This window comes from Clostridium sp. RTP31139st1_H3_RTP31139_211217 (assembly GCF_040227035.1).
GTDB classification, from domain to species: Bacteria; Bacillota; Clostridia; order Clostridiales; family Clostridiaceae; genus Clostridium; species Clostridium saudiense.
Genome location: NZ_JBCOAB010000025.1, coordinates 23,489 through 43,996, shown reverse-complemented (window position 1 = coordinate 43,996; position 20,508 = coordinate 23,489). Strand labels below are relative to the sequence as shown.

The window sequence follows — 20,508 nt, the reverse complement described above, 5'->3', positions numbered from 1 at the left end:
TTACTTCTCTTTACCTGCATTAAAACCATTTAATTTATTCATTGCTTCTTTAGTATCTTTACTAATCATTATACTTACAGCATCACTTGAAGCTTTTATTGTTTCCCTTAATATTTCTACTTCATCATCACTAAATTTCCCCAATACATGTGAAACCAAATTCCCTTTAGGTGCACCTACACCAATTTTCACTCTTGGAAAAACATCAGTACCTAAATTAGCTATAATGCTTTTTATTCCATTATGCCCTCCATGACTTCCTTTTTCCCTTATTCTTAGTCTTCCCACTTCTAAACTAATATCATCATAAATTACTATTACTTCTTCGTTGCTTATTTTATAAAAATTAACTACCTCTCTAATACTTTCCCCACTTAAATTCATATATGTAGTTGGTTTTAATAAAATTACTTTCTTCCCATTTATTAATCCTTCTCCAAATATACCTTTAAATTTTATCCTATTTAATTCTATATTATACTTATCTGCTATATAATCTACTGCAGCAAATCCTATATTATGTCTTGTTCCATCATACTCTTTACCTGGATTTCCTAATCCAACAATTAAAAACATTTAAACTCCTCCGTTACTTCAAATTAGACTATTTTATATTATACCATTTTTTTTAGCAAAAATTTAGACTAATTCCTGTTAGAATTAGCCTAAATCATCTAGCTTAATATTTTAATATCTACATACTTCATTTCGCCGTCACTTAAGACCTTGCAGTGTAATATATCATCTTTTTGTTTATCTTGCAATACTACTATTATATCATCAGCCTCTACAATTTCATGATCATCAATTTCAACAATTATATCTGTGGGTTTAATCCCTGCCATATATGCACTTCCACCTTTAGATAATTCCTGTATGTAAAATCCACTAAATCCCCTTTCCTTATCGACTACAATTCCACCTTCAACTATTCCCAAAAGACTCTTAAATCTATTTGTTGAATTAATCATTTCTTGAAGTTCTTTCATTTGTAATCCATAATAAAGCCCAGATTCATTTTTTTCATTTGTTATAGACAAATGAGCAATACCAACTAATTCACCTTTTGAGTTACAAATAGCTCCTCCAGTATTCTTTTCATCAATGGGTGCACTTATTTGTAATAGAGAATATTTTTTTCCATCTAAATCCCACTTCTCATTCTTTGAAGTTATTATTCCTGGAATCGAACTTCCTATATATTCATCTCCAATTGCATTTCCTAAAACAACAATCGCCTGACCTTCTTTTATAGTATTTGAATCGGCTAACTTTATAGGCTTTAATTCTCCATCAAACTCTATTTTTATAACCGCTAAGTCAATACTTTCATCTTCAATCAAAATTTGTGCTTTAATTGGCCTTGATGCAACAGATGATAACTTTACATAAATATCACTTTTTCCTTTTATTGTTGAATAATTAGTTAAAATTATTCCACTATCATCAATTATTATTCCTGTTACATTTCCATCAAAATAACTATTATTATTAAGTTTATCTTCATCATCACTAATAGTAACTAAAGATGGAGATACCTCATTTATAACTTTTGTATAATCTAATATAACATTATCCGCATTATCACTTAATTCTTTTACCTGTTGCATTACTTCCCCATATTTATTTTTAACATTTATTCCTGAAATAATTGCCCCTAAAAAACTAGCTGTAACAAGATATAGAATTATTTTAACGCCTATCTTAACTCTTGCTTGAGTAGTATTTTTTTTCTCAAAAATTATATTAGCTATCCTATCTTGTGGAGTTCGTGATATTTTTCTTTCTTTACTTCTTCCAAACTTCATATCTTCCTCCAAGCATTTATAAAATATCTATAATGATTAAACACTATAAGTATTTCAAAATTAATATTAGAACTAATTTTTGATCCTAAATTAATATTTTTTAACTATTTCTTTGCAATGTAAAAGTAAATTTAACACCCTTTCCTTCTACATTATTTACCCATACATCTTGATTATGCTGCGTTAAAATTAATCTTACTATTGGTAAACCAAGTCCTGTACTTATTTTATTCGTTCTTGATTTATCACTTTTATAAAATCTATCCCAAATATGATTAATATCCTCTGGAGAAATAGTCTCTCCAGAGTTAAATATGCTTACATATATTTTTTCACCTTTTGTAGATATATTTACTTCTATTTGCCCATTATCTTCACTATACTTAATTGCATTTTCTAATAAATTAGTTACAACTTGAAGAATTCTATCTCTATCTCCTATTGCAAAACAACGATTTTCATGAAAAATAGCTTTAACATTTAACCCTTTGGCCTGTATTTTACTTTCTAAGTTTAATATACATAAACTTATTGTTTGATTAATGTCAAATTCAGAAATATTTAAATTAAATTTTCCTGATTCCATAGCTGACATATCTAATAAATCATTTACTAATCGTGCTAACCTATCAATTTCATCGTATACTATTTTTAAATAGTAATTTTCCTTATCTTTAGGTATTACACCATCTAATATTCCACCAATAAAGCCTTTAATAGATGTAATTGGTGAGCGTAGTTCATGAGAAACGTTTGAAATGAATTCTTTTCTTATAATATCTGATTCTTCTATAGATTGCGCCATTATATTAAATGACTGAGCAAGTTCTCCTATCTCATTATCATTAATCACCTTAACTCTTTCATCTACATCTCCCTTTGCCAACCTCTTTGCAGCATTATTTATTTCTTCTATAGGCTTAACAACTAGCAATTCAGCAAAATACTTTACTATAGCTGCAGCAACTATAACCGCTAAGATAACAGCAACCCATATAATAATTATGGTATGTTTTACACTTCTTTTTTCCTCTTGAAGCATAATAATATATCCATCTAATTTTTCATTTGAATAAATAGGCTTTATAAAAGCACCTAGATTTTCATTTGAATAATCCTTTATTAATTTCTTTGAATACTCCAACTTATTTGAAGTTGGCACTTTATTTGAACTTATATCAATATTGGTGTATTTAAGATAGTCGTATTTACTATTTGAAACTATATATACATATCCAAGTCTATCTACAATAATCCCATCCATATTATTGCTTAAACAGGCTATTTCCAATAGTCTACCAATTTCTTCATAGCTTCCTTCCTGAGACTTTAAATAGCTACCAACAGCCTCAGAAACAACATCTAATTGCTTATTTAATGATTCTACTGTTCCATTATAATCATTTTTATAAAACCAAATAGTTAAAACCAATCCTACTAATATTAATAATCCACCAGTTATAGAAGAGAAGGTTATTATTAGCTTTCTTACTATGCTATTTTTCTTCACTATCTCACCTCAAACTTATATCCAACACCCCATACTGTTTGAAGCTCCCACTCATCTCCCCCTTTAACCTTTTCTCTTAATCTTTTAATGTGTACATCAACGGTTCTTGAATCTCCTGGGTAATCATATCCCCAAACTTCATACATAAGCTGTTCTCTAGTAAAAACTTTATTTGGATTGTTGGCCATAAAATGAAGTAACTCTAACTCTTTTGGTGCTAATTTCACATTTTTTCCTTTATACGTTACTTCATATGCTCCAATATCAATAGTTAAATCTGAATATTTAATAACATCTTTTGATTGATTATCCACTGCATATCTTCTTGTTACAGCCTTAACTCTAGCTAATAATTCCTTTGGATCAAATGGTTTTACCATATAATCATCTGCTCCTAATTCTAAAGCAAGTACTTTATCAAATACCTCTCCCTTTGCTGTAAGCATTATTACAGGAATATCACTATTTTTTCTTATATGTTTTAATACATCAATACCATCTTTTCCTGGCAACATAACATCTAATATTACTAATCCGATATCCTCTGTCATTACAATATTACATGCATCATTTCCATTAAAACATTTTTTAGTGCTATATCCCCCACTTTGTAAATACATATCTATAAGTTCATTAATATGAATATCATCATCTACTATTAATACTTTTCCTAACTTATCATCCATTTTTATTCACCTTCCTTAACTAATATTCTATACTATAATTTAAAAAACTCTAATAAAATTTCAATAAAATTTACATTTGTAACACATTATTTAAAAAAGACTAAAAAAATAAGCTGTTGCATTTACAACAGCTTATTTTTATTAGTTCTCAAATAATTTACTTATTGGTTCATCATCATATATTCTCTTAATTGCCTCTGCAAATAACGGAGCTACAGAAATTGATTTAAACTTTTCTAATCCTTCTTGTTCTGGAAGTGGAATTGTATTTAACATAACTAATTCTTCAATAGCAGAATTATTAATTCTTTCAAATGCTGGTCCTGATAACACTCCATGAGTACAACATGCATAAACATTCTTTGCACCTAAATCTTTAAGTGCATTTGCTGCATTTGCTATTGTTCCTGCTGTATCGATCATATCATCAATTAAGATACATCTCTTTCCGTTTACTTCTCCAATAATATTCATTATTTCAGAAACATTTGCTTTTGGTCTTCTTTTATCAATAATAGCAATTGGTGCATTTAACTTATCAGCAAACTTTCTTGCTCTTGTTACGCTTCCTAAGTCTGGTGATACAACAACTACGTCATCTTGATCACTAAATCCTCTTTCTACAAAACTTTTTGCTAAAATAGGTGATCCTAAAAGGTGATCAACTGGTATATTAAAGTATCCTTGAATTTGAGCAGCATGTAAATCCATAGTTAAAACTCTATCTGCTCCAGCTGCTGTTAATATATCAGCAACTAATTTTGCTGTTATCGGATCTCTTGATTTCGCTTTTCTATCTTGTCTAGCATATCCATAGTATGGTATTACTGCTGTAATTCTTCCTGCAGATGCTCTTTTAAATGCATCAATCATAATTAATAATTCCATTAAATTATTATTAACTGGTGAGCTTGTTGATTGAACTATAAATACATCAACCCCTCTTACAGTTTCATTGATATCTACGGAAATTTCTCCATCACTAAATGTAGAAACCTTTGCATTTCCTAATGGTAATCCTAATAAATCTGCGATTTCCTTTGCTAATTCAGGGTGTGAATTCCCTGTAAATATTTTAATTTTCTTTCCATGAGCTATCATAATTGTGAGACCCTCCTTAATTTGCAACATTACTTGTCACTTTTTTATCTTATAGTAAATATTTATATTATTTCTTCTTAATAAGACCTCTTTTATCTACCCAGCCTTCAATATTTCTTTGTTTAGCTCTTGCCACAGCAAGTTCACCGCTATGAACATCATTTGTAATTGTTGATCCAGCAGCTATATAGCTATTATCTTCTATTGTAACTGGTGAAATTAAATTTGTATTACATCCTATGAAACTGTTATTTCCAATTACAGTTTTATGTTTATTTGTTCCATCATAGTTTACTGTAACAGTACCACATCCAAAATTACAGCTTTCTCCAACTTCGCTATCTCCAACATAAGTTAAATGAGATACTTTAGTATTATTACCTATAGTAGATTTTTTTATCTCAACAAAATCACCAATTCTTACATTATCTCCCACCACAGATTCTGGGCGAATATAAGCAAATGGTCCAACTGTAGTATTATTACCAACTGAACTATCTAAAATTACTGATGATTGTATTTCTACATTTTCTCCAATTATACTATTATTAATTCTTGAATTAGGGAATAATGTGCACCCTTTTCCTATTTTAGTATTACCTTCTAATACATTTCCAGGATAAATAATAGTGTCTTGCCCTATTTCAACATCAGCTCCAATATAAGTTGTCATTGGATCTATAATAGTAATTCCATTATCTAAATGCTTATTATTAATTCTTTTTCTTAAAATAGCTTCAACTTCAGAAAGTTGTAATCTTGAGTTAACACCTAATGTTTCTTCATGATCTATTACAAGAGCTCCTACTCTCTCAGCTTTGTCTTTTAACATTTCAATTACATCAGTTAAATAATATTCGCCTTGAGAGTTATTAGTAGAAAGATTTCCTAAACATTCAACTAACTTTTCAATTTCAAAACAATAAATTCCAGAATTAATTTCTTTTACTTTAAGTTCTTCTTCATTACAATCTTTATGTTCAACTATTTTTAATACTTCATCCCCATTTCTTATAATTCTTCCGTACCCTGAAGCATCATCTAAAATAGATGTTAAAATTGTTGCACTGTTATTATTTTCTTCATGTATCTTAAATAATTTAACTATTGTATCTTCTTTTATAAGAGGTGCATCTCCATTAAATACTGCTACTGTACCACTTTTATCTTTTAAAAATTCCATAGCACATTTAACTGCATGCCCTGTTCCTAACTGCTCTTCTTGAAGAGAGTAGCTTACATTTCTAGAACTAGTATTAGACTTAACTAATTCTGCACCTTTTCCTACAATAACGTTTATATCTTCTATTTTACTTTTTCTTAATGTATCAATAACATGATTAACCATTTCTTTTCCACAAACTTTATGTAAAACTTTAGGTAAATCAGATTTTATTCTTTTCCCTTGACCTGCTGCTAATATTAAAGCACATTTATACATTAACTCACCTCTCAATAAATTTAATGGACAAAACCTAATCTTTTTTTAAAAACGTTCGTTCATATTTCCTATATATTATATTGCATTAACTAAAGTATTTCAACACTTCAAATTAATTATAAATTAAAAGGAGTATATGCTAATCCATATACTCCTTTTATTTAAAATATTATTCACTTATAACAACGTTTTCTTCTTCCATTGCTTCTTCATAAGCTTTTAATATGGAAGTTTGAATTTTTTCCCTAGTATCAGTATTTATTGGATGAGCAATATCTTTAAATTCCCCATCTGGTGTCTTTCTACTTGGCATTGCAATAAATAAACCATTTTGTCCTTCTATTACTTTGATATCATGGACAACAAACTCATTATCAAATGTTACAGAAACTATAGCTTTCATTTTTCCTTCTGCTGCTATCTTTCTGATTCTAACGTCTGTGATTGTCACTTCACTCCACCTCCAGTTGCTTTATAATAAATATATTTCTATAAAAAGTTTAAAAATCCTTTTTTTTACTTAATTTTTTTTAAAATTTTCCACTATTTTAAAAATTTATTATTTTGCAACTGAAATTAATTCTATTTTATTAATTCTGATGGATTTACTATAAGCTTATTATTTTCTTTATCATATTCTAAATCAATAATTGAAACATACTCATCAGTTCTTTTATTTTGTATTCCAACATTATCTACTAATACACCTGTTCCAACTAATTCACTATCAAATTCACTTAAAAGGTCTTTTATTCCTTGAGCTGTTCCGCCACCTCTTAAGAAATCATCTATAAATACACATTTACTAGATGGCTTCATACATTTTTTAGCTAATGCCATTTGTTGTATTCTTCCACTTGTTCCTGATACATAGTTAATTGTAACTGTTGATCCTTCTGTAACCTTGTTATCTTTTCTTATTATAACTAATTCTATTCCTAAGCTCTTAGCAACTTCATATGCTAAAGGAATTCCTTTTGTTTCTACTGTTACTATATAATCTAAATCCATACCTTGAAAATGAGATGCTAGTATTACACCTGCTTTACTTACAATTTGAGGGTTATACATTATATCAGTTAAATACACAAAATTACCTGGTACAATTCTCCCCTCTTCTAATAAAGCTTTACATAATTCATTTGCAAATTCTTCTCTTGCCTTTTGTCCCATAGCAGGAATAAATTTAATACCTCCAGCTGCACCTGAAATTGTTTCTATTGAACCCATTTCTAATTTTTCTAAAACTTCTCTTACTATTACTATATCTTCACTAATAGTAGACTTGGCAGCATTTAACAATTCCGAAAATCTATTTAACCCAATAACCTTATTAGGAGTTTCTATTAATATCTTTGTTATGGCAACAACTCTATTGTTTCTACTTAATTTTTCCACCTAACTCACCTTCCTTATTTTCTCAAAAACACGAATTATTTCAATTTCCTCATTCCGAATATTCATATTTTATTCTAAATTAGTTATATTATCAATAGGTTTTAGCTTATTTCTTTATAAATTATTAATATTATTTTATATATTATTAAATCTATAATTTTTTTCTTTATACTTTTTTCTATTTTAAACATATTCTTAATATAATTTTGTTCCTATTTATAAGAAATTATTTTATATATTTTTTATTTTTTGTGTTCAACCTAGCAAATTTGTATATAATTATAAATATACATTTATTAATAGAATTAAAGGAGTTGATATCTTGTCTTTTGATTTAAATACAGATAAAAATAAAAAAGTGCATTTCATAGGAATTGGCGGAGTTAGTATGAGTGGACTTGCTGCTGTCCTATTAACAAAAGGATATAAAGTATCTGGTTCTGATGCTAAAGAATCAGAAGTTTTAAATAAATTAAGAAAATCTGGCGCCGAAATTTACATAGGTCATAGAAGTGAAAACTTAAAAAATGTTGATTTAGTAGTATATACGGCTGCAATTCCTTCTACTAACCCTGAGTTAATAGAAGCTAAAAATCAAAATATAGAACTTATGGATAGGGCAGAATTCTTAGGTTATATAATGAAAGGCCATAAATATAATGTTGCAGTTGCAGGAACTCATGGTAAAACAACAACAACTTCTATGCTTTCACATATAACTTTAAGTGCAGATTTAGATCCTACAATATTAGTAGGTGGAGATGTTGATGCTATTCACGGTAACTTTAAAATTGGAGAAAGTGAATACTTTGTTACAGAAGCATGTGAATATAAAGCATCATTTTTAAAATTCTTCCCATATATAGGAATTATATTAAATATAGATGCTGATCATTTAGATTATTACAGAGATATAAATCATATAGAAGATACATTTAAAAAATTCTCTGACTTAATTCCATCTGATGGTTATCTAGTTGGATGTACTGAAGATTCTAGAGTTGAAGAAGTATTAAAATATGCAAAATGTAATACTATAAGCTATGGTTTTACTAAAGGTGACGTAACAGCTACTAATATTTCATTTAATAATAAGGGATGTGCTTCATTTACAGTATGCAAGAATGGAAAATCATTATTTGATGTTACTTTAAATACAACTGGTAAGCATAATATATTAAATGCCCTTTCTGCAATTTGTACATCTTTAATTTTAAATATCCCAACAGAAGCTATTATTGAAGGTTTAGCTAACTGTAAGGGTGCTCATAAGAGATTTGAATTTAAAGGTGAATTTAAAGGAGCTACTATAATAGATGATTATGCTCATCATCCAGTTGAAATAAAAGCAACATTAGCTACTGCAAAGTTAATTAAGCATAACAAAACTTATTGTGTGTTCCAACCACATACTTATACTAGAACTAAAACTCTTTTTGATGAGTTTACAACTTGTTTTGCTTCTGCAGATGAATTAATTTTAATGGATATTTATGCTGCACGTGAAAAAGACACTGGATTAGTATCTTCTGAGGAACTTGGAAATGCTATAAGAAAGACAGGATTAAATTGCATTAATGTTCATAGCCATGAAGAAGCAGCTAACTACTTAGCATCTAAAGTAGAATCTGGAGATTTAGTTCTTACAGTTGGTGCCGGAGATGTTGTTAAAGTAGGAGAAATGCTTTTAAATAAATAAACTAAAAGATAAAAACGAGGTGATTTTAATGGATTTATTAACACAAATTAAAGCTTCTGCTGATTTTATTTTAAAACAAAGTAAGTATAAACCTGAAATCGGATTAATACTTGGCTCTGGATTAGGTTCATTAGCTGATGCTATAGAAGATGCTGAATATTATAACTATGCTGATATTCCAAACTTTCCAACTTCAACAGTAGAAGGTCATGCTGGACGTTTAGTTATAGGTAAGCTTGGTAATAAACAAGTTGTTGCTATGCAAGGAAGATTCCACTATTATGAAGGTTATTCATTAGATAAAGTTACTTTTCCTGTAAGAGTAATGAAATTATTAGGGGTTTCAAAGCTTATTGTAACTAATGCTGCTGGAGCAGTTAATGAGAGCTTTAATGCAGGAGACTTAATGCTTATTACTGACCATATTAATTTCTCTGGTTCAAACCCATTATTTGGACATAATATTGATGAATTTGGACCTAGATTCCCAGATATGTCTGAAGCATATAATTTAGAACTTAGAAATAAAGTTTTAGAAGCAGCTAAAGAATTAGAAATTAAATTACAACAAGGTGTATATGTAATGTTCTCTGGACCTACATATGAAACTCCTGCTGAAGTAAGATTTGCTAGAATTATGGGTGGAGATGCTGTAGGTATGTCTACTGTTCCAGAAGTAATTGTTGCAAACCACAGTGGAATTAAAACAGTTGGTATTTCTTGCTTAACAAATATGGCTGCTGGTATTTTAAATCAACCATTAAACCATGAAGAAGTTATTGAAACTTCTGCTAAAGTTAAAAATGATTTTATAAAATTAATGAATAAAGTAATTGAAATAATATAATAACAAAGCTACACACAAATTAGTGTGTAGCTTTGTTATTTATATAACCTTACTTTCTTTCAGCAACTCAGTTAATTATTTTAACATTTATTCTATACCAAACTTGTTTTCTATATTAAAATCATCAGGGTACTTTTGTGAAATAATAAGCTTTTTATTTTGATCTATACCGGCATAAAAAATATCTTCAATATTATTTATAATTTTCCTTTTAAGTTCAGACTGTAACCAATTTTGATCTATACCAGCTATTTCGAGATTCTTATCTATTATTTTTCCATCAATTATAATATCATTTATTAAAGAAAGACTCTTTACCTTTAAATTCATATCATCTGGAGTTATTGGCTTTTTATTAGCCTTTATTAAAGCTGATAATTGACCATTACTCTCCATAATTGCAAATTGTACATCCTCTAAATTGAAAACATCCTTTTCTCTTAACTTCATCATAAGTTCATTTATTGAAATCCTAAGTTTTTTCATATTTTTATCAATAATACGTCCATTTTCTATTAATATCAAAGTTTTAGCATTTATTATCCTTCTAGCTGTATAGCTTTTTAAATTTAAATAACTAGTTGCTATAGTTAACAATGTAAAAATTATTAATGCTATAGTTCCAGAAAGAACTACATGATCCTTATCAATTATAATTTTAGCAATCATTGATCCTATAGAAACACCCATTATAAAATCAAAAAAGTTCATTTGCGAAATAATTTTTATACCGATTAATTTACTAAGAATCAGTGCTAAAACATATATCAAAATACCTTTAATTATTGTGCTAAATAATATACTACTATACATTTAAAATTAATCCCCTTATTTAAATATAGTTATATTTTGAGTAAGTTGATTAATTTTATTCATAATAATATTCTAAATTAAAATCTCATTTACTTATGATATTGTTAACTTTTCATTACTCTAAAACTATAATACAGTTATTTCCTTAGTAACAGTATTTAATACTTCACAGCCATCCTTAGTTACAAGAACTAAGTCTTCAATTCTAACTCCTATGTTATCTTTTAAGTAAATTCCAGGTTCAACTGAGAATATCATACCTGCTTTAACTTCTTCATCATTTACTGAACTAACATTTCCAAAATCATGAACTTCAATACCTATACTATGTCCAGTTCTATGAGTGAAATATTCTCCATAACCAGCTTCAGTAATTAAATTTCTAGCAGCTTTATCAATATCAGAGAATTTAACCCCTTCCTTTATTATAGAAATAGCTTTTTCATTTGCACTTTTTACTATGTTATATACATGAGCATGCTCTTTACTTGGTTCTTTACCTATAAATACAGTTCTAGTCATATCTGAACAATAATTTTTATATCTTCCACCAATATCTAAAACAACACTATCTCCAACTTTTATTTTATCCTTACCTGTTCCATGATGTGGATCTGCACCATTAGGACTTGTAGCTATAATTGGAGAAAATGAAAATCCTGAAGCACCCTCTTCTTCATATATTTCAGATAAAAGATTTGCATAATATTTTTCTGAGTAACCTTCTTTTAAATTACTCCAAAGCTTTAGCATTACTGCATCGTTTATCTTAGAAGCTTCCTTCATTATTTTAATTTCTTCTTCATCCTTTATCATTCTTAATCTATCAATTATAGGTGATGAGTTTACAAAGGCCTTAATAACATTTCTCCCCATAAGGTCTATTAAAAAATGAGATGGTAAATCTTTATCAACGCCTAAAACTTCTCCCTGTTTTACTATCTTCTCTAATCTATCTATTGGATTTTCAATATCATCATACCAAACAATTTCTACTCCTAAATCTTCATTAATAGGAAATAGCTTATTTACAAGAAACTTGTGATTACCATTAACATCTAAATATAATGCAACTAATCTTTCTCCTGAATGAATCATCTTTCCTGTTAAATAAAAAATTGATTCTGCTGAAGTTATAATTAATTGTGGAATTTTACTTTCTTCCATTTGTGATAATATCTTTGTAACTCTTGAAATTTTCATGTCTTACCTCCATATTGTATCTTTATTTTATTATTTTTATCATAACTTAATTTTTTTATATTATCCATAATATTATTTATAACTTTTATCGTATTTTTTTTCTTTATAGTGATATAATTATTTTATAATAACTACCTTAATTTTAATAGAGTCATAGAAATTTAGGGTTTCAATCAAAAGGTGGAGGATAACAAAATGAAAATAGCAGTCATGTCAGATATTCACGGAAACATATATGCACTAATGAAAACACTTGAAGATATTGATGAACAAAATGTTGATAAAATAATATGCCTAGGAGATTTAGTTGGATATGGTCCTCATCCTAATGAAGTTGTAGCACTAATAAAAAGAAGAGAAATACCTTGTGTAAAAGGAAACTATGACGCTTCTGTCGTAGATGGAGATTTTACCTATATTAGAAATACAGCGATAAATTCATTTGCACTACCTTGGGCTTGTGAAGAAGTTAGAGTTGCTAATAAATACTATTTAGACTCACTTCCAACCTCATTAAAATACACTTTTAATGGTGTAAACATGCTTTTAACTCATGGTAGTCCAAACGCAATTAACGATTATCTTTTTGAAGATGATGAAAAGACTAAAGAAATTATGTCACAATATGAAGGCGATGTATTAGTCTGTGCACATACTCATATTCCATTTGCTAAAAAATATAATAATAAACTATTAATTAATGTTGGAAGTGTGGGAAAACCTAAAATAGGAAAACCAAATCCAACTTATGCACTTATTGAAATTAATGATAATGGTGAAGTTAAGGTTACATTTAAATATTTAGAATATGAATATAAAAGAATCATGAAAGATTGCACTATGCTAAACTTTCCTAATTCAATTACCTCTTCATACGAAACAGGAAAAGAATAACTTAACTTAGTTTAGTTAGTAGTTTGAAGTTAAGGATGAAACTCCTTAGGAGTTTCTAAAAAATATATTTTAAAGTCTACTTACGGAGATTTTATTCCTTAACTCTTAACTACTGACTCAAAACTACTAACTAAACACTTTTAACTACTAACTTTTAATGGTTCCTACAATTCTTAATTTGTTCAAAATATATTTTTCATCTTTATGACAAGTATTGAAATACTCTGTTAAATCCCTTCCAGCATATAATCCATAATGCCTACCATCGCGCCACTCTTTAATTGATGTCACATCATATACAGTTCCATCAATAACAACATAAGCTAAACTTCCATCACTTCCATCAAATTTAGCTATTTCATCCATTGTGTAATATCTCAATTCCTCTCTACTACTAAAATCATGCTTCTTCCCTGATTTTTTCTCCCTCTTTGTTTCTTGTTTAGTCGATTTTTTTTCTTCTTTTTCACACTTTTCCGTTTCTGATAACTCACTCTTAACTTTTTCTATTTTTTTATTTAATCCATCTATTTTCTTTTCTAAAATATCTATATTCTTTTCTGCTATATCTATTTTTGCTATTTTTTTTAATTTATTAGCCTCTTCATCCAAGTATTCACTTATTTCATCAAAAACATTCTGCATAACCTTAATAATGGTTTCAGCATATTCCTTAGGGTATGTTTGTAATAAATTCTTTAGTTTATTTATTTCACAATACTTTTGTTCTAAGAAATCTTTTTTAGCCATACTTTCCTCCAAAAACATTCTTTAAATATATATTATGAATTTAAGTTGCAAATGTTAGCAAAGTATTGTAAAATCGTATTAATAAAATTACAAACTTTTATTGACTATGATGAGAAGAGTAACTTTTGAAGGTAGTTTTAGCGAGTAAGGGATGGTGTAAGCCTTATACGAAATCAATAGTGAAGAACATCTCTGAGTTTCTAACTGAACTTTAAGTAAGTTTATTTACTTAAATATTAGGCTTAGACGGCTAAATGTCGTTATTAATTTACTAAGTGGCCTTTTTTAGGCAATTTGGGTGGTACCACGTAAGTAATTCCTTTCGTCCCATATATTTTGGGGATGAAGGGATTTTTTTATTGCTTTTATTTAATTTTGAAATAATAAATATTTTATTAACAGGAGGTTATTATGGAAAAAGTAGTTTTAGTAAAATCACTTTATAGAAACACATCAGAATACTTATCTAAAGAAGTAACAATTTCAGGTTGGATAAGAACTCTTAGAGCATCTAATGCTTTTGGATTTATCGAAGTAAATGACGGATCTTTCTTTAAAAATATTCAAGTTGTTTTTGATAACAAATTAGAAAACTTTAAAGATATTTCAAAGTTACCAATAAGTTCATCAATTAAAGTTATTGGTACATTAGTTGAAACTCCAGAAGCTAAACAACCATTTGAAATTCAAGCAAAAGAAGTTGTAATTGAAGGAATGTCAGACTCTGACTATCCATTACAAAAGAAAAGACATACTTTTGAATACTTAAGAACTATTGCACACTTAAGACCAAGAAGTAATGCTTTCTCTGCAGTATTTAGAGTTCGTTCTGTAGCCGCTTATGCTATCCACAAATTCTTCCAAGATCAAGGGTTTGTATATACAAACACACCAATCTTAACTGGAAGTGACTGTGAAGGTGCAGGTGAAATGTTTAAAGTTACTACTTTAGACTTTGACAATGTTCCAAGAACTGAAGATGGAAAAGTTGATTACAAAGAAGACTTCTTTGGTAAGGAAACTAACCTTACAGTTTCAGGACAATTAAATGCTGAAACTTTTGCTCTAGCATTTAGAAATGTTTATACTTTTGGTCCAACTTTTAGAGCTGAAAATTCAAATACAGCTAGACATGCTGCTGAGTTCTGGATGGTTGAACCTGAAATAGCATTTGCTGATTTACAAGATGATATGGAATTAGCAGAAGCAATGTTAAAATACGTAATTAAGTACGTTATGGATGAATGTCCTGAAGAAATGGCATTCTTCAACCAATTCGTTGAAAAAGGATTATTAGATAAGTTAAATCACATCGTAACTTCTGACTTCGGAAAGGTAACTTATACTGAAGCGGTTGAAATGTTAAAGAACTGTGGTAAAGCATTTGAATACCCAGTTGAATGGGGTGTAGACCTTCAAACTGAACATGAAAGATATTTAACTGAAGAAATATTTAAGAAACCAGTATTCGTTACTGACTATCCAAAAGACATTAAAGCTTTCTATATGAGACTTAATGATGATGGAAAGACTGTTGCAGCAACTGACTGTTTAGTTCCTGGAATAGGTGAAATCATCGGTGGTAGCCAAAGAGAAGAAAGACTTGATGTATTAAAAGCTAGAATGGCTGAATTAGGTCTTAATGAGGAAGATTACTGGTGGTATTTAGAGCTTAGAAAATATGGAGAAACTAAGCATGCTGGATTTGGTCTAGGATTTGAAAGATTAATAATGTACATCACTGGTATGTCAAATATCAGAGACGTTATTCCATTCCCAAGAACTACTGGTCAATCTGATTTCTAATATATTAGAGAACTACTGCATTTTTTAATGCAGTAGTTTTTTTAATTTTTTTCAAAAGTATGTATAGAACTTCTAATAACTGTACATAATTATAATGTAAATATAAAACCTGTAATATACAGGTTCCCATCCCCCCATTATTTAAAAAAAGCGCTTATGCGCTTTTTTTGTTTATAAGAAAATAAGGATATTAATCTTATAAAACATAAGTTAATATCCTTAAAAATTTTATCCTATAACTATTATATTGCCATATTCTAGACTTTTTTTTACATCAATTATACGTTGATTAGTCGAACCTTTAAATTTCAATTCTTCATTTCTATTCATTATTTCAAATCTACCATCAACTAATACATCTATATTATTCAATAACATTCTTATATTTTCATTTTTTTTCATAAGCTCTAAAAGCTTCTCAAAAGTATATCCTGTATAACACCATATATTTAAATTAGCTTTCTTAAATGCCTTTGCCATATAAGCAAAACTATGAGCTTGTTCTATAGGATCACCACCACTAAATGTTACTCCTTTTAACATAGGATTATCTAAAACATCCTTTATCAATTTATCCATATCCATAATTTCTCCACCATCAAAACTATGTGTTTCTGGATTAAAGCAACCTTCACACTTATGTTTACAGCCCTGGGCAAAAAACACTCTCCTCATTCCAGGTCCATTTACTAAACTTTCATAGGCTATTCCTGCTAACCTCACAGTTTTATTCATATTTAACTGACCTCCAAAAGCATTATGATTTTATGCTTTATCTAATTGCTAGCCATTGTAACACTCCAACCTATTCAGGTGGAAGATAACAACAGACATTCCTCTATACAATAAATTTTAACCTTAAAATAGAGTTAATACTCTATCTCAAACTAAGAATTTAATTTATAATAATTAATTAAACATCCTTTTAATATAATTTCTCGTTCATCATCAGTAAGTTCACCTAGTTTTAATTCAAGTTCTTTCATTGATTTATTAACAACATATGCTTTTATGGAATCTTTCTTTTCTTTAATTGCTTCTATTATATTAGGTACAAATAGATAATCCCCATTATCAAAACATATATCTTCTTTAAGAATAAAAGGAAGCATACCCCAGTTGATTAAATTTGAACGATATCTCTTTGTAGCATATTCCTTCGCTATATTAGCCCAACCACCTAATACCTTTTGACAAGATGCTGCTTGTTCACGAGCTGATCCATCACCAGGCTTAACTGCATAAATGGTACTTCCTATTCCAGTGTTTTTATAATTAACATCAGTAAACACCTCTCTAATTGAAGTAAATACAGAACCTAATTCATTAACAGCATCTATAGGCGATTCATTTGCTATTCTAGCTTTTTCAGCTTTTTGAATTTCCTTAGCTCTTCCAACATATTCTGGATCTTTACGAGATAACGTAAATTCTGCTAAACCTAATGGATTAGAACGATATGATGAAGTCTCTCCTGATGGAATAAGTTCATCAGTTGTAGTAACTGGATCATGAATCACAGAAACTACTTTTAATAATAAGTTATCAGTTAAAGCCGACATTGTTGGCCAATCTACTATATTAGGTCCAAATTTAATTTCTACTGATGGATCGGCTTTTCCAACTCCATCATAAACACGATTTTCATATATAGATTTATCAAAATAATATTTTGGTTTTGTAAAATTAACATCTATATCAGTTGCTGCCGTTAAATATCCTTTATTAGCTGCTGTTGCTGCAATAGATCTAGCATCCATTAATGCAACTGATGCAATTTGTCCATTAGTTATCTTTGACCCTTCTCTATTAGGGAAGTTTCTAGTTGAATGACGTATACTTAATCCATTATTTGCAGGAACATCTCCTGCACCAAAACAAGGCCCACAAAATGCAGTACGAACAGTAGCACCTGTAGCCATAATATCTGCAATTCTACCATTCTTAACAAGTTCCATAAATACCGGTTGAGATGCCGGATAAACACTTAATGAAAATTCATCACTACCTATTGAAGTACCTTTTAAAATATCTGCTGCATCACAAATATTTTCAAATCCTCCGCCTGCACATCCTGCAATTACTCCTTGCTCTACATAAAACTTACCATTATGAATTTTATCTCTTAATGTAAACCTAACTTTATTATCTAAGCTAATTCCAGCTTTCTTTTCAACATCTGCTAATATATCATTAAGATTTGCATTTAATTCTTCAATGCTATAAACATTGCTTGGATGGAATGGCATAGCTATCATTGGTTTAATTTTAGCTAAATCAACATAAATCATTCCATCATAGTATGCTACAGTTCCAGGATTTAATTCTTTATATTCATTTACCCTTCCATGAATATCATAAAATTCCTTTATTGTATTATCAGTTTTCCATATAGATGATAAACATGTTGTTTCCGTAGTCATAACATCAATACCAATTCTAAAATCAGCACTTAAGTTATCAACTCCATCACCTACAAACTCCATTACCTTATTATTAACGTATCCATTGGCAAAAACTGCTCCAATTATAGCTAAAGCAACGTCTTGTGGACCAACTCCTTTTTGTGGTGAACCTGTTAAATATACTCCTACTACATCTGGCATATTAATATCATAAGTTTTACATAGTAATTGTTTAACTATTTCAGGGCCACCTTCTCCAATTGCCATGGTTCCTAAAGCACCATAACGAGTATGACTGTCAGAACCTAATATCATTTTCCCACATCCAGCTAACATTTCCCTTGCAAATTGATGTATTACAGCTTGATGGGGTGGTACATATATCCCACCATATTTCTTTGCACATGAAAGTCCAAACATATGGTCATCCTCATTTATTGTTCCTCCAACAGCACATAAGCTATTATGACAATTAGTCAAAGCATATGGAACCGGAAATTTTTCTAATCCTGATGCTCTTGCTGTTTGAATTATTCCTACAAATGTAATATCATGAGATGCTAATTTATCAAATTTTATTTTTAATTTGTCCATATTTTCTGATGTATTATGTTCTTTTAAAATATTATAAGCAATAGTACTTTTTTTAGCATTTTCCTTGCTTGGATAATTATTTCCAAGTTTATTTGCCAATATTGAATTAACTTCGTTACAATCTTCTACAATCTCCCTATTATTAATAAGGTAAACTCCATTTGAAAATAATTTTATCATTTTTAATTCTCCTTATTTTTTTCTTTTCTTAATTGTTTATATTCTTTATAAAGTTTAACTAATTCCTTATCAAATAAGGTTCTCTTTAATCTAACAGAAGCAGCTCTTACCATTTCTAATACGCCTTGTGCTTCTTCATCATTTAACTCAATATTGTACTCTTTAAACTTATTAATTATGCCAGCTTTTCCAGAATGCTTTCCTATAACAATTTGTCTTTGTAATCCAACTACATCTGGATCAAAAGCTTCATAGTTTTTAGGATCTTTTATTGCACCATCTGCATGAATTCCAGACTCATGAGCAAACATATTCTCACCAACAATTGCTTTCCAAGAAGGTAAGATTCTACCCGAAGCTTGTGCCACATATTGAGACACTTCTCTAAACATCTTAGTATCTACATCAACTTTATATCCATAAACATATTCCAATGCCATTAATACCTCTTCCAATGCAGCATTTCCAGCCCTTTCTCCAAGCCCATTTACAGTTACGCCAACATGGCTTGCTCCACCTAAAATACCTGCTATTGCATTAGCCGTTGCCATTCCAAAATCATTATGTGTATGCATTTCTATATTGAAATTTGTTTTCTTATATAACTCTTCGATATCTGCTCTTAAAGAAAAAGGTTCTCTTATTCCAACAGTATCACAATATCTAAATCTATCAGCTCCTGCTTTTTTAGCTTCTTCAATAAATCTAACTAAAAATTCTTTGTCTGCTCTAGATGCATCTTCCCCATTTACAGATACATATAAACCATTCTTTTTAGCAAATTCAACTGATTTTATCATATTTTCTAATACCCATTCTCTTGAAGTCCTAAGTTTATGCTTTATATGAATATCAGAAACAGATACAGAAATTGCAACTGCATCTACTCCACAATCTATAGATTCTTCAATATCTGATATAACAGCCCTATTCCATGCCATTATACTTTTTCTATTATTATTTCTTTTAACAATTTGCTTAATTGCCTTTTTTTCATCTCCACCCATTGTAGGAATTCCAACTTCTAATTGATCTACCCCAAGATCACTTAGCATATCTGCAATAACAACCTTCTCTTCATTTGCAAAAACAACTCCAGCTGTTTGTTCCCCATCCCTAAGAGTAGTATCTACTATATAGATTTCCCTATTATCACTATCAAATCTAATAGCCATTTTTTTGCCCCCTTTAAATTTATATATAGTTAGATATAGTTGTATATAAAAAATAGGGGTTTTGCCCCAATTATTACAACTATATCTTTATTTTACCATTTTATCATATCCAAAATTTTTCCACAATGTTTTTTTCTAAAAATTGCAAGTTTTATATTTTTAAATTCATTTTAAAAGACTATTTTTACTCTTTTAATG

Annotated in this window: 18 protein-coding genes and 1 other annotated feature; of the genes, 4 read left to right on the top strand and 14 right to left on the bottom strand. The window is 29.1% G+C overall.

Features of this window, described 5'->3' with window-relative positions; translation table 11 throughout:
• From pth to purR, 8 genes are all read right to left on the bottom strand, one after another.
• Positions 1-576, bottom strand: coding sequence for an aminoacyl-tRNA hydrolase (pth, locus tag ABUA17_RS11445; RefSeq protein ID WP_042400072.1), 576 nt, complete (start codon positions 574-576; stop codon positions 1-3).
• Between the two features lie 98 nt (positions 577-674).
• Complete coding sequence (locus tag ABUA17_RS11440; RefSeq protein ID WP_154820884.1) at positions 675-1,808, bottom strand: S1C family serine protease; 1,134 nt, start codon at positions 1,806-1,808, stop codon at positions 675-677.
• 100 nt (positions 1,809-1,908) lie between these two features.
• Complete coding sequence (locus ABUA17_RS11435; RefSeq protein ID WP_042400078.1) at positions 1,909-3,318, bottom strand: sensor histidine kinase; 1,410 nt, start codon at positions 3,316-3,318, stop codon at positions 1,909-1,911.
• The gene (locus tag ABUA17_RS11430; RefSeq protein ID WP_042400081.1) at positions 3,318-4,004 is read right to left on the bottom strand and encodes a response regulator; all 687 of its coding nucleotides are present in this window, start codon (positions 4,002-4,004) and stop codon (positions 3,318-3,320) included. Before ABUA17_RS11430 ends, ABUA17_RS11435 begins: the two co-directional genes overlap by 1 nt.
• 141 nt (positions 4,005-4,145) lie before the next feature.
• A complete protein-coding gene (locus tag ABUA17_RS11425; RefSeq protein ID WP_042400083.1) occupies positions 4,146-5,105 on the bottom strand; it encodes a ribose-phosphate diphosphokinase in 960 nt (319 codons plus the stop codon).
• A 67-nt stretch (positions 5,106-5,172) separates the two neighbouring features.
• Positions 5,173-6,546 carry a bifunctional UDP-N-acetylglucosamine diphosphorylase/glucosamine-1-phosphate N-acetyltransferase GlmU gene (gene glmU / locus ABUA17_RS11420; RefSeq protein WP_042400086.1) on the bottom strand — a complete coding sequence of 458 codons (1,374 nt, stop codon included), beginning with the start codon at positions 6,544-6,546 and terminating at the stop codon, positions 5,173-5,175.
• A 169-nt stretch (positions 6,547-6,715) separates the two neighbouring features.
• The gene (gene spoVG / locus ABUA17_RS11415) at positions 6,716-6,997 is read right to left on the bottom strand and encodes a septation regulator SpoVG (protein WP_042400088.1); all 282 of its coding nucleotides are present in this window, start codon (positions 6,995-6,997) and stop codon (positions 6,716-6,718) included.
• A gap of 131 nt (positions 6,998-7,128) precedes the next feature.
• Positions 7,129-7,944, bottom strand: coding sequence for a pur operon repressor (gene purR, locus ABUA17_RS11410; protein ID WP_042400092.1), 816 nt, complete (start codon positions 7,942-7,944; stop codon positions 7,129-7,131).
• A gap of 322 nt (positions 7,945-8,266) precedes the next feature.
• Here purR and murC point away from each other — a divergent pair, with 322 nt between their 5' ends.
• Both murC and ABUA17_RS11400 read left to right on the top strand, forming a co-directional pair.
• Positions 8,267-9,643, top strand: a complete 1,377-nt coding sequence (gene murC, locus ABUA17_RS11405; protein WP_195951410.1) for a UDP-N-acetylmuramate--L-alanine ligase — start codon at positions 8,267-8,269, stop codon at positions 9,641-9,643.
• A gap of 28 nt (positions 9,644-9,671) precedes the next feature.
• Positions 9,672-10,490, top strand: a complete 819-nt coding sequence (locus ABUA17_RS11400; RefSeq protein ID WP_042400097.1) for a purine-nucleoside phosphorylase — start codon at positions 9,672-9,674, stop codon at positions 10,488-10,490.
• A gap of 87 nt (positions 10,491-10,577) precedes the next feature.
• Here the strand turns inward: ABUA17_RS11400 and ABUA17_RS11395 are convergent, their stop codons facing one another.
• On the bottom strand, positions 10,578-11,303 hold the full coding sequence (locus tag ABUA17_RS11395) for a DUF421 domain-containing protein (RefSeq protein WP_154820881.1): 726 nt from the start codon (positions 11,301-11,303) through the stop codon (positions 10,578-10,580).
• Between the two features lie 126 nt (positions 11,304-11,429).
• The gene (locus ABUA17_RS11390) at positions 11,430-12,506 is read right to left on the bottom strand and encodes a M24 family metallopeptidase (protein WP_042400101.1); all 1,077 of its coding nucleotides are present in this window, start codon (positions 12,504-12,506) and stop codon (positions 11,430-11,432) included.
• A gap of 195 nt (positions 12,507-12,701) precedes the next feature.
• On the opposite strand from ABUA17_RS11390, the gene ABUA17_RS11385 reads away from it, so the two are divergent.
• Positions 12,702-13,400: a metallophosphoesterase family protein gene (locus ABUA17_RS11385; protein WP_042400103.1), complete on the top strand. Its 699-nt coding sequence runs from the start codon at positions 12,702-12,704 to the stop codon at positions 13,398-13,400.
• Between the two features lie 147 nt (positions 13,401-13,547).
• On the opposite strand, the gene ABUA17_RS11380 is transcribed toward ABUA17_RS11385, so the two are convergent.
• A complete protein-coding gene (locus tag ABUA17_RS11380; protein WP_052330710.1) occupies positions 13,548-14,150 on the bottom strand; it encodes a cytochrome b5 domain-containing protein in 603 nt (200 codons plus the stop codon).
• 97 nt (positions 14,151-14,247) lie between these two features.
• Positions 14,248-14,483: a binding site (T-box leader), on the top strand.
• A 78-nt stretch (positions 14,484-14,561) separates the two neighbouring features.
• Between ABUA17_RS11380 and asnS the strand changes: the two genes are divergently transcribed.
• Positions 14,562-15,956: an asparagine--tRNA ligase gene (gene asnS / locus ABUA17_RS11375; RefSeq protein WP_042400105.1), complete on the top strand. Its 1,395-nt coding sequence runs from the start codon at positions 14,562-14,564 to the stop codon at positions 15,954-15,956.
• Positions 15,957-16,184: 228 nt separating this feature from the next.
• Here asnS and nrdG read toward each other — a convergent pair whose 3' ends face one another.
• The 3 genes from nrdG to nifV all read right to left on the bottom strand — a co-directional run bounded on the left by nrdG (position 16,185) and on the right by nifV (position 20,310).
• A complete protein-coding gene (gene nrdG, locus ABUA17_RS11370) occupies positions 16,185-16,691 on the bottom strand; it encodes an anaerobic ribonucleoside-triphosphate reductase activating protein (protein WP_042400107.1) in 507 nt (168 codons plus the stop codon).
• Between the two features lie 152 nt (positions 16,692-16,843).
• Positions 16,844-19,135: a hydratase gene (locus ABUA17_RS11365; protein WP_349818021.1), complete on the bottom strand. Its 2,292-nt coding sequence runs from the start codon at positions 19,133-19,135 to the stop codon at positions 16,844-16,846.
• A gap of 2 nt (positions 19,136-19,137) precedes the next feature.
• Positions 19,138-20,310 (bottom strand): homocitrate synthase, encoded by a 1,173-nt coding sequence (nifV, locus tag ABUA17_RS11360; protein WP_055292248.1) that lies wholly within the window; start codon positions 20,308-20,310, stop codon positions 19,138-19,140.
• Positions 20,311-20,508: the final 198 nt, after the last annotated feature.

What these genes read in the sequence shown, in the direction of transcription:
- asnS (WP_042400105.1), top strand. Translation starts at nt 14,562, where the DNA reads ATGGAAAAAGTAGTTTTAGTAAAATCACTTTATAGAAACACATCAGAA.
- ABUA17_RS11365 (WP_349818021.1), bottom strand. Translation starts at nt 19,135, where the DNA reads ATGATAAAATTATTTTCAAATGGAGTTTACCTTATTAATAATAGGGAG.
- ABUA17_RS11400 (WP_042400097.1), top strand. Translation starts at nt 9,672, where the DNA reads ATGGATTTATTAACACAAATTAAAGCTTCTGCTGATTTTATTTTAAAA.
- pth (WP_042400072.1), bottom strand. Translation starts at nt 576, where the DNA reads ATGTTTTTAATTGTTGGATTAGGAAATCCAGGTAAAGAGTATGATGGA.
- ABUA17_RS11440 (WP_154820884.1), bottom strand. Translation starts at nt 1,808, where the DNA reads ATGAAGTTTGGAAGAAGTAAAGAAAGAAAAATATCACGAACTCCACAA.
- ABUA17_RS11390 (WP_042400101.1), bottom strand. Translation starts at nt 12,506, where the DNA reads ATGAAAATTTCAAGAGTTACAAAGATATTATCACAAATGGAAGAAAGT.
- ABUA17_RS11395 (WP_154820881.1), bottom strand. Translation starts at nt 11,303, where the DNA reads ATGTATAGTAGTATATTATTTAGCACAATAATTAAAGGTATTTTGATA.
- ABUA17_RS11430 (WP_042400081.1), bottom strand. Translation starts at nt 4,004, where the DNA reads ATGGATGATAAGTTAGGAAAAGTATTAATAGTAGATGATGATATTCAT.
- ABUA17_RS11380 (WP_052330710.1), bottom strand. Translation starts at nt 14,150, where the DNA reads ATGGCTAAAAAAGATTTCTTAGAACAAAAGTATTGTGAAATAAATAAA.
- nifV (WP_055292248.1), bottom strand. Translation starts at nt 20,310, where the DNA reads ATGGCTATTAGATTTGATAGTGATAATAGGGAAATCTATATAGTAGAT.
- ABUA17_RS11425 (WP_042400083.1), bottom strand. Translation starts at nt 5,105, where the DNA reads ATGATAGCTCATGGAAAGAAAATTAAAATATTTACAGGGAATTCACAC.
- ABUA17_RS11385 (WP_042400103.1), top strand. Translation starts at nt 12,702, where the DNA reads ATGAAAATAGCAGTCATGTCAGATATTCACGGAAACATATATGCACTA.
- glmU (WP_042400086.1), bottom strand. Translation starts at nt 6,546, where the DNA reads ATGTATAAATGTGCTTTAATATTAGCAGCAGGTCAAGGGAAAAGAATA.
- nrdG (WP_042400107.1), bottom strand. Translation starts at nt 16,691, where the DNA reads ATGAATAAAACTGTGAGGTTAGCAGGAATAGCCTATGAAAGTTTAGTA.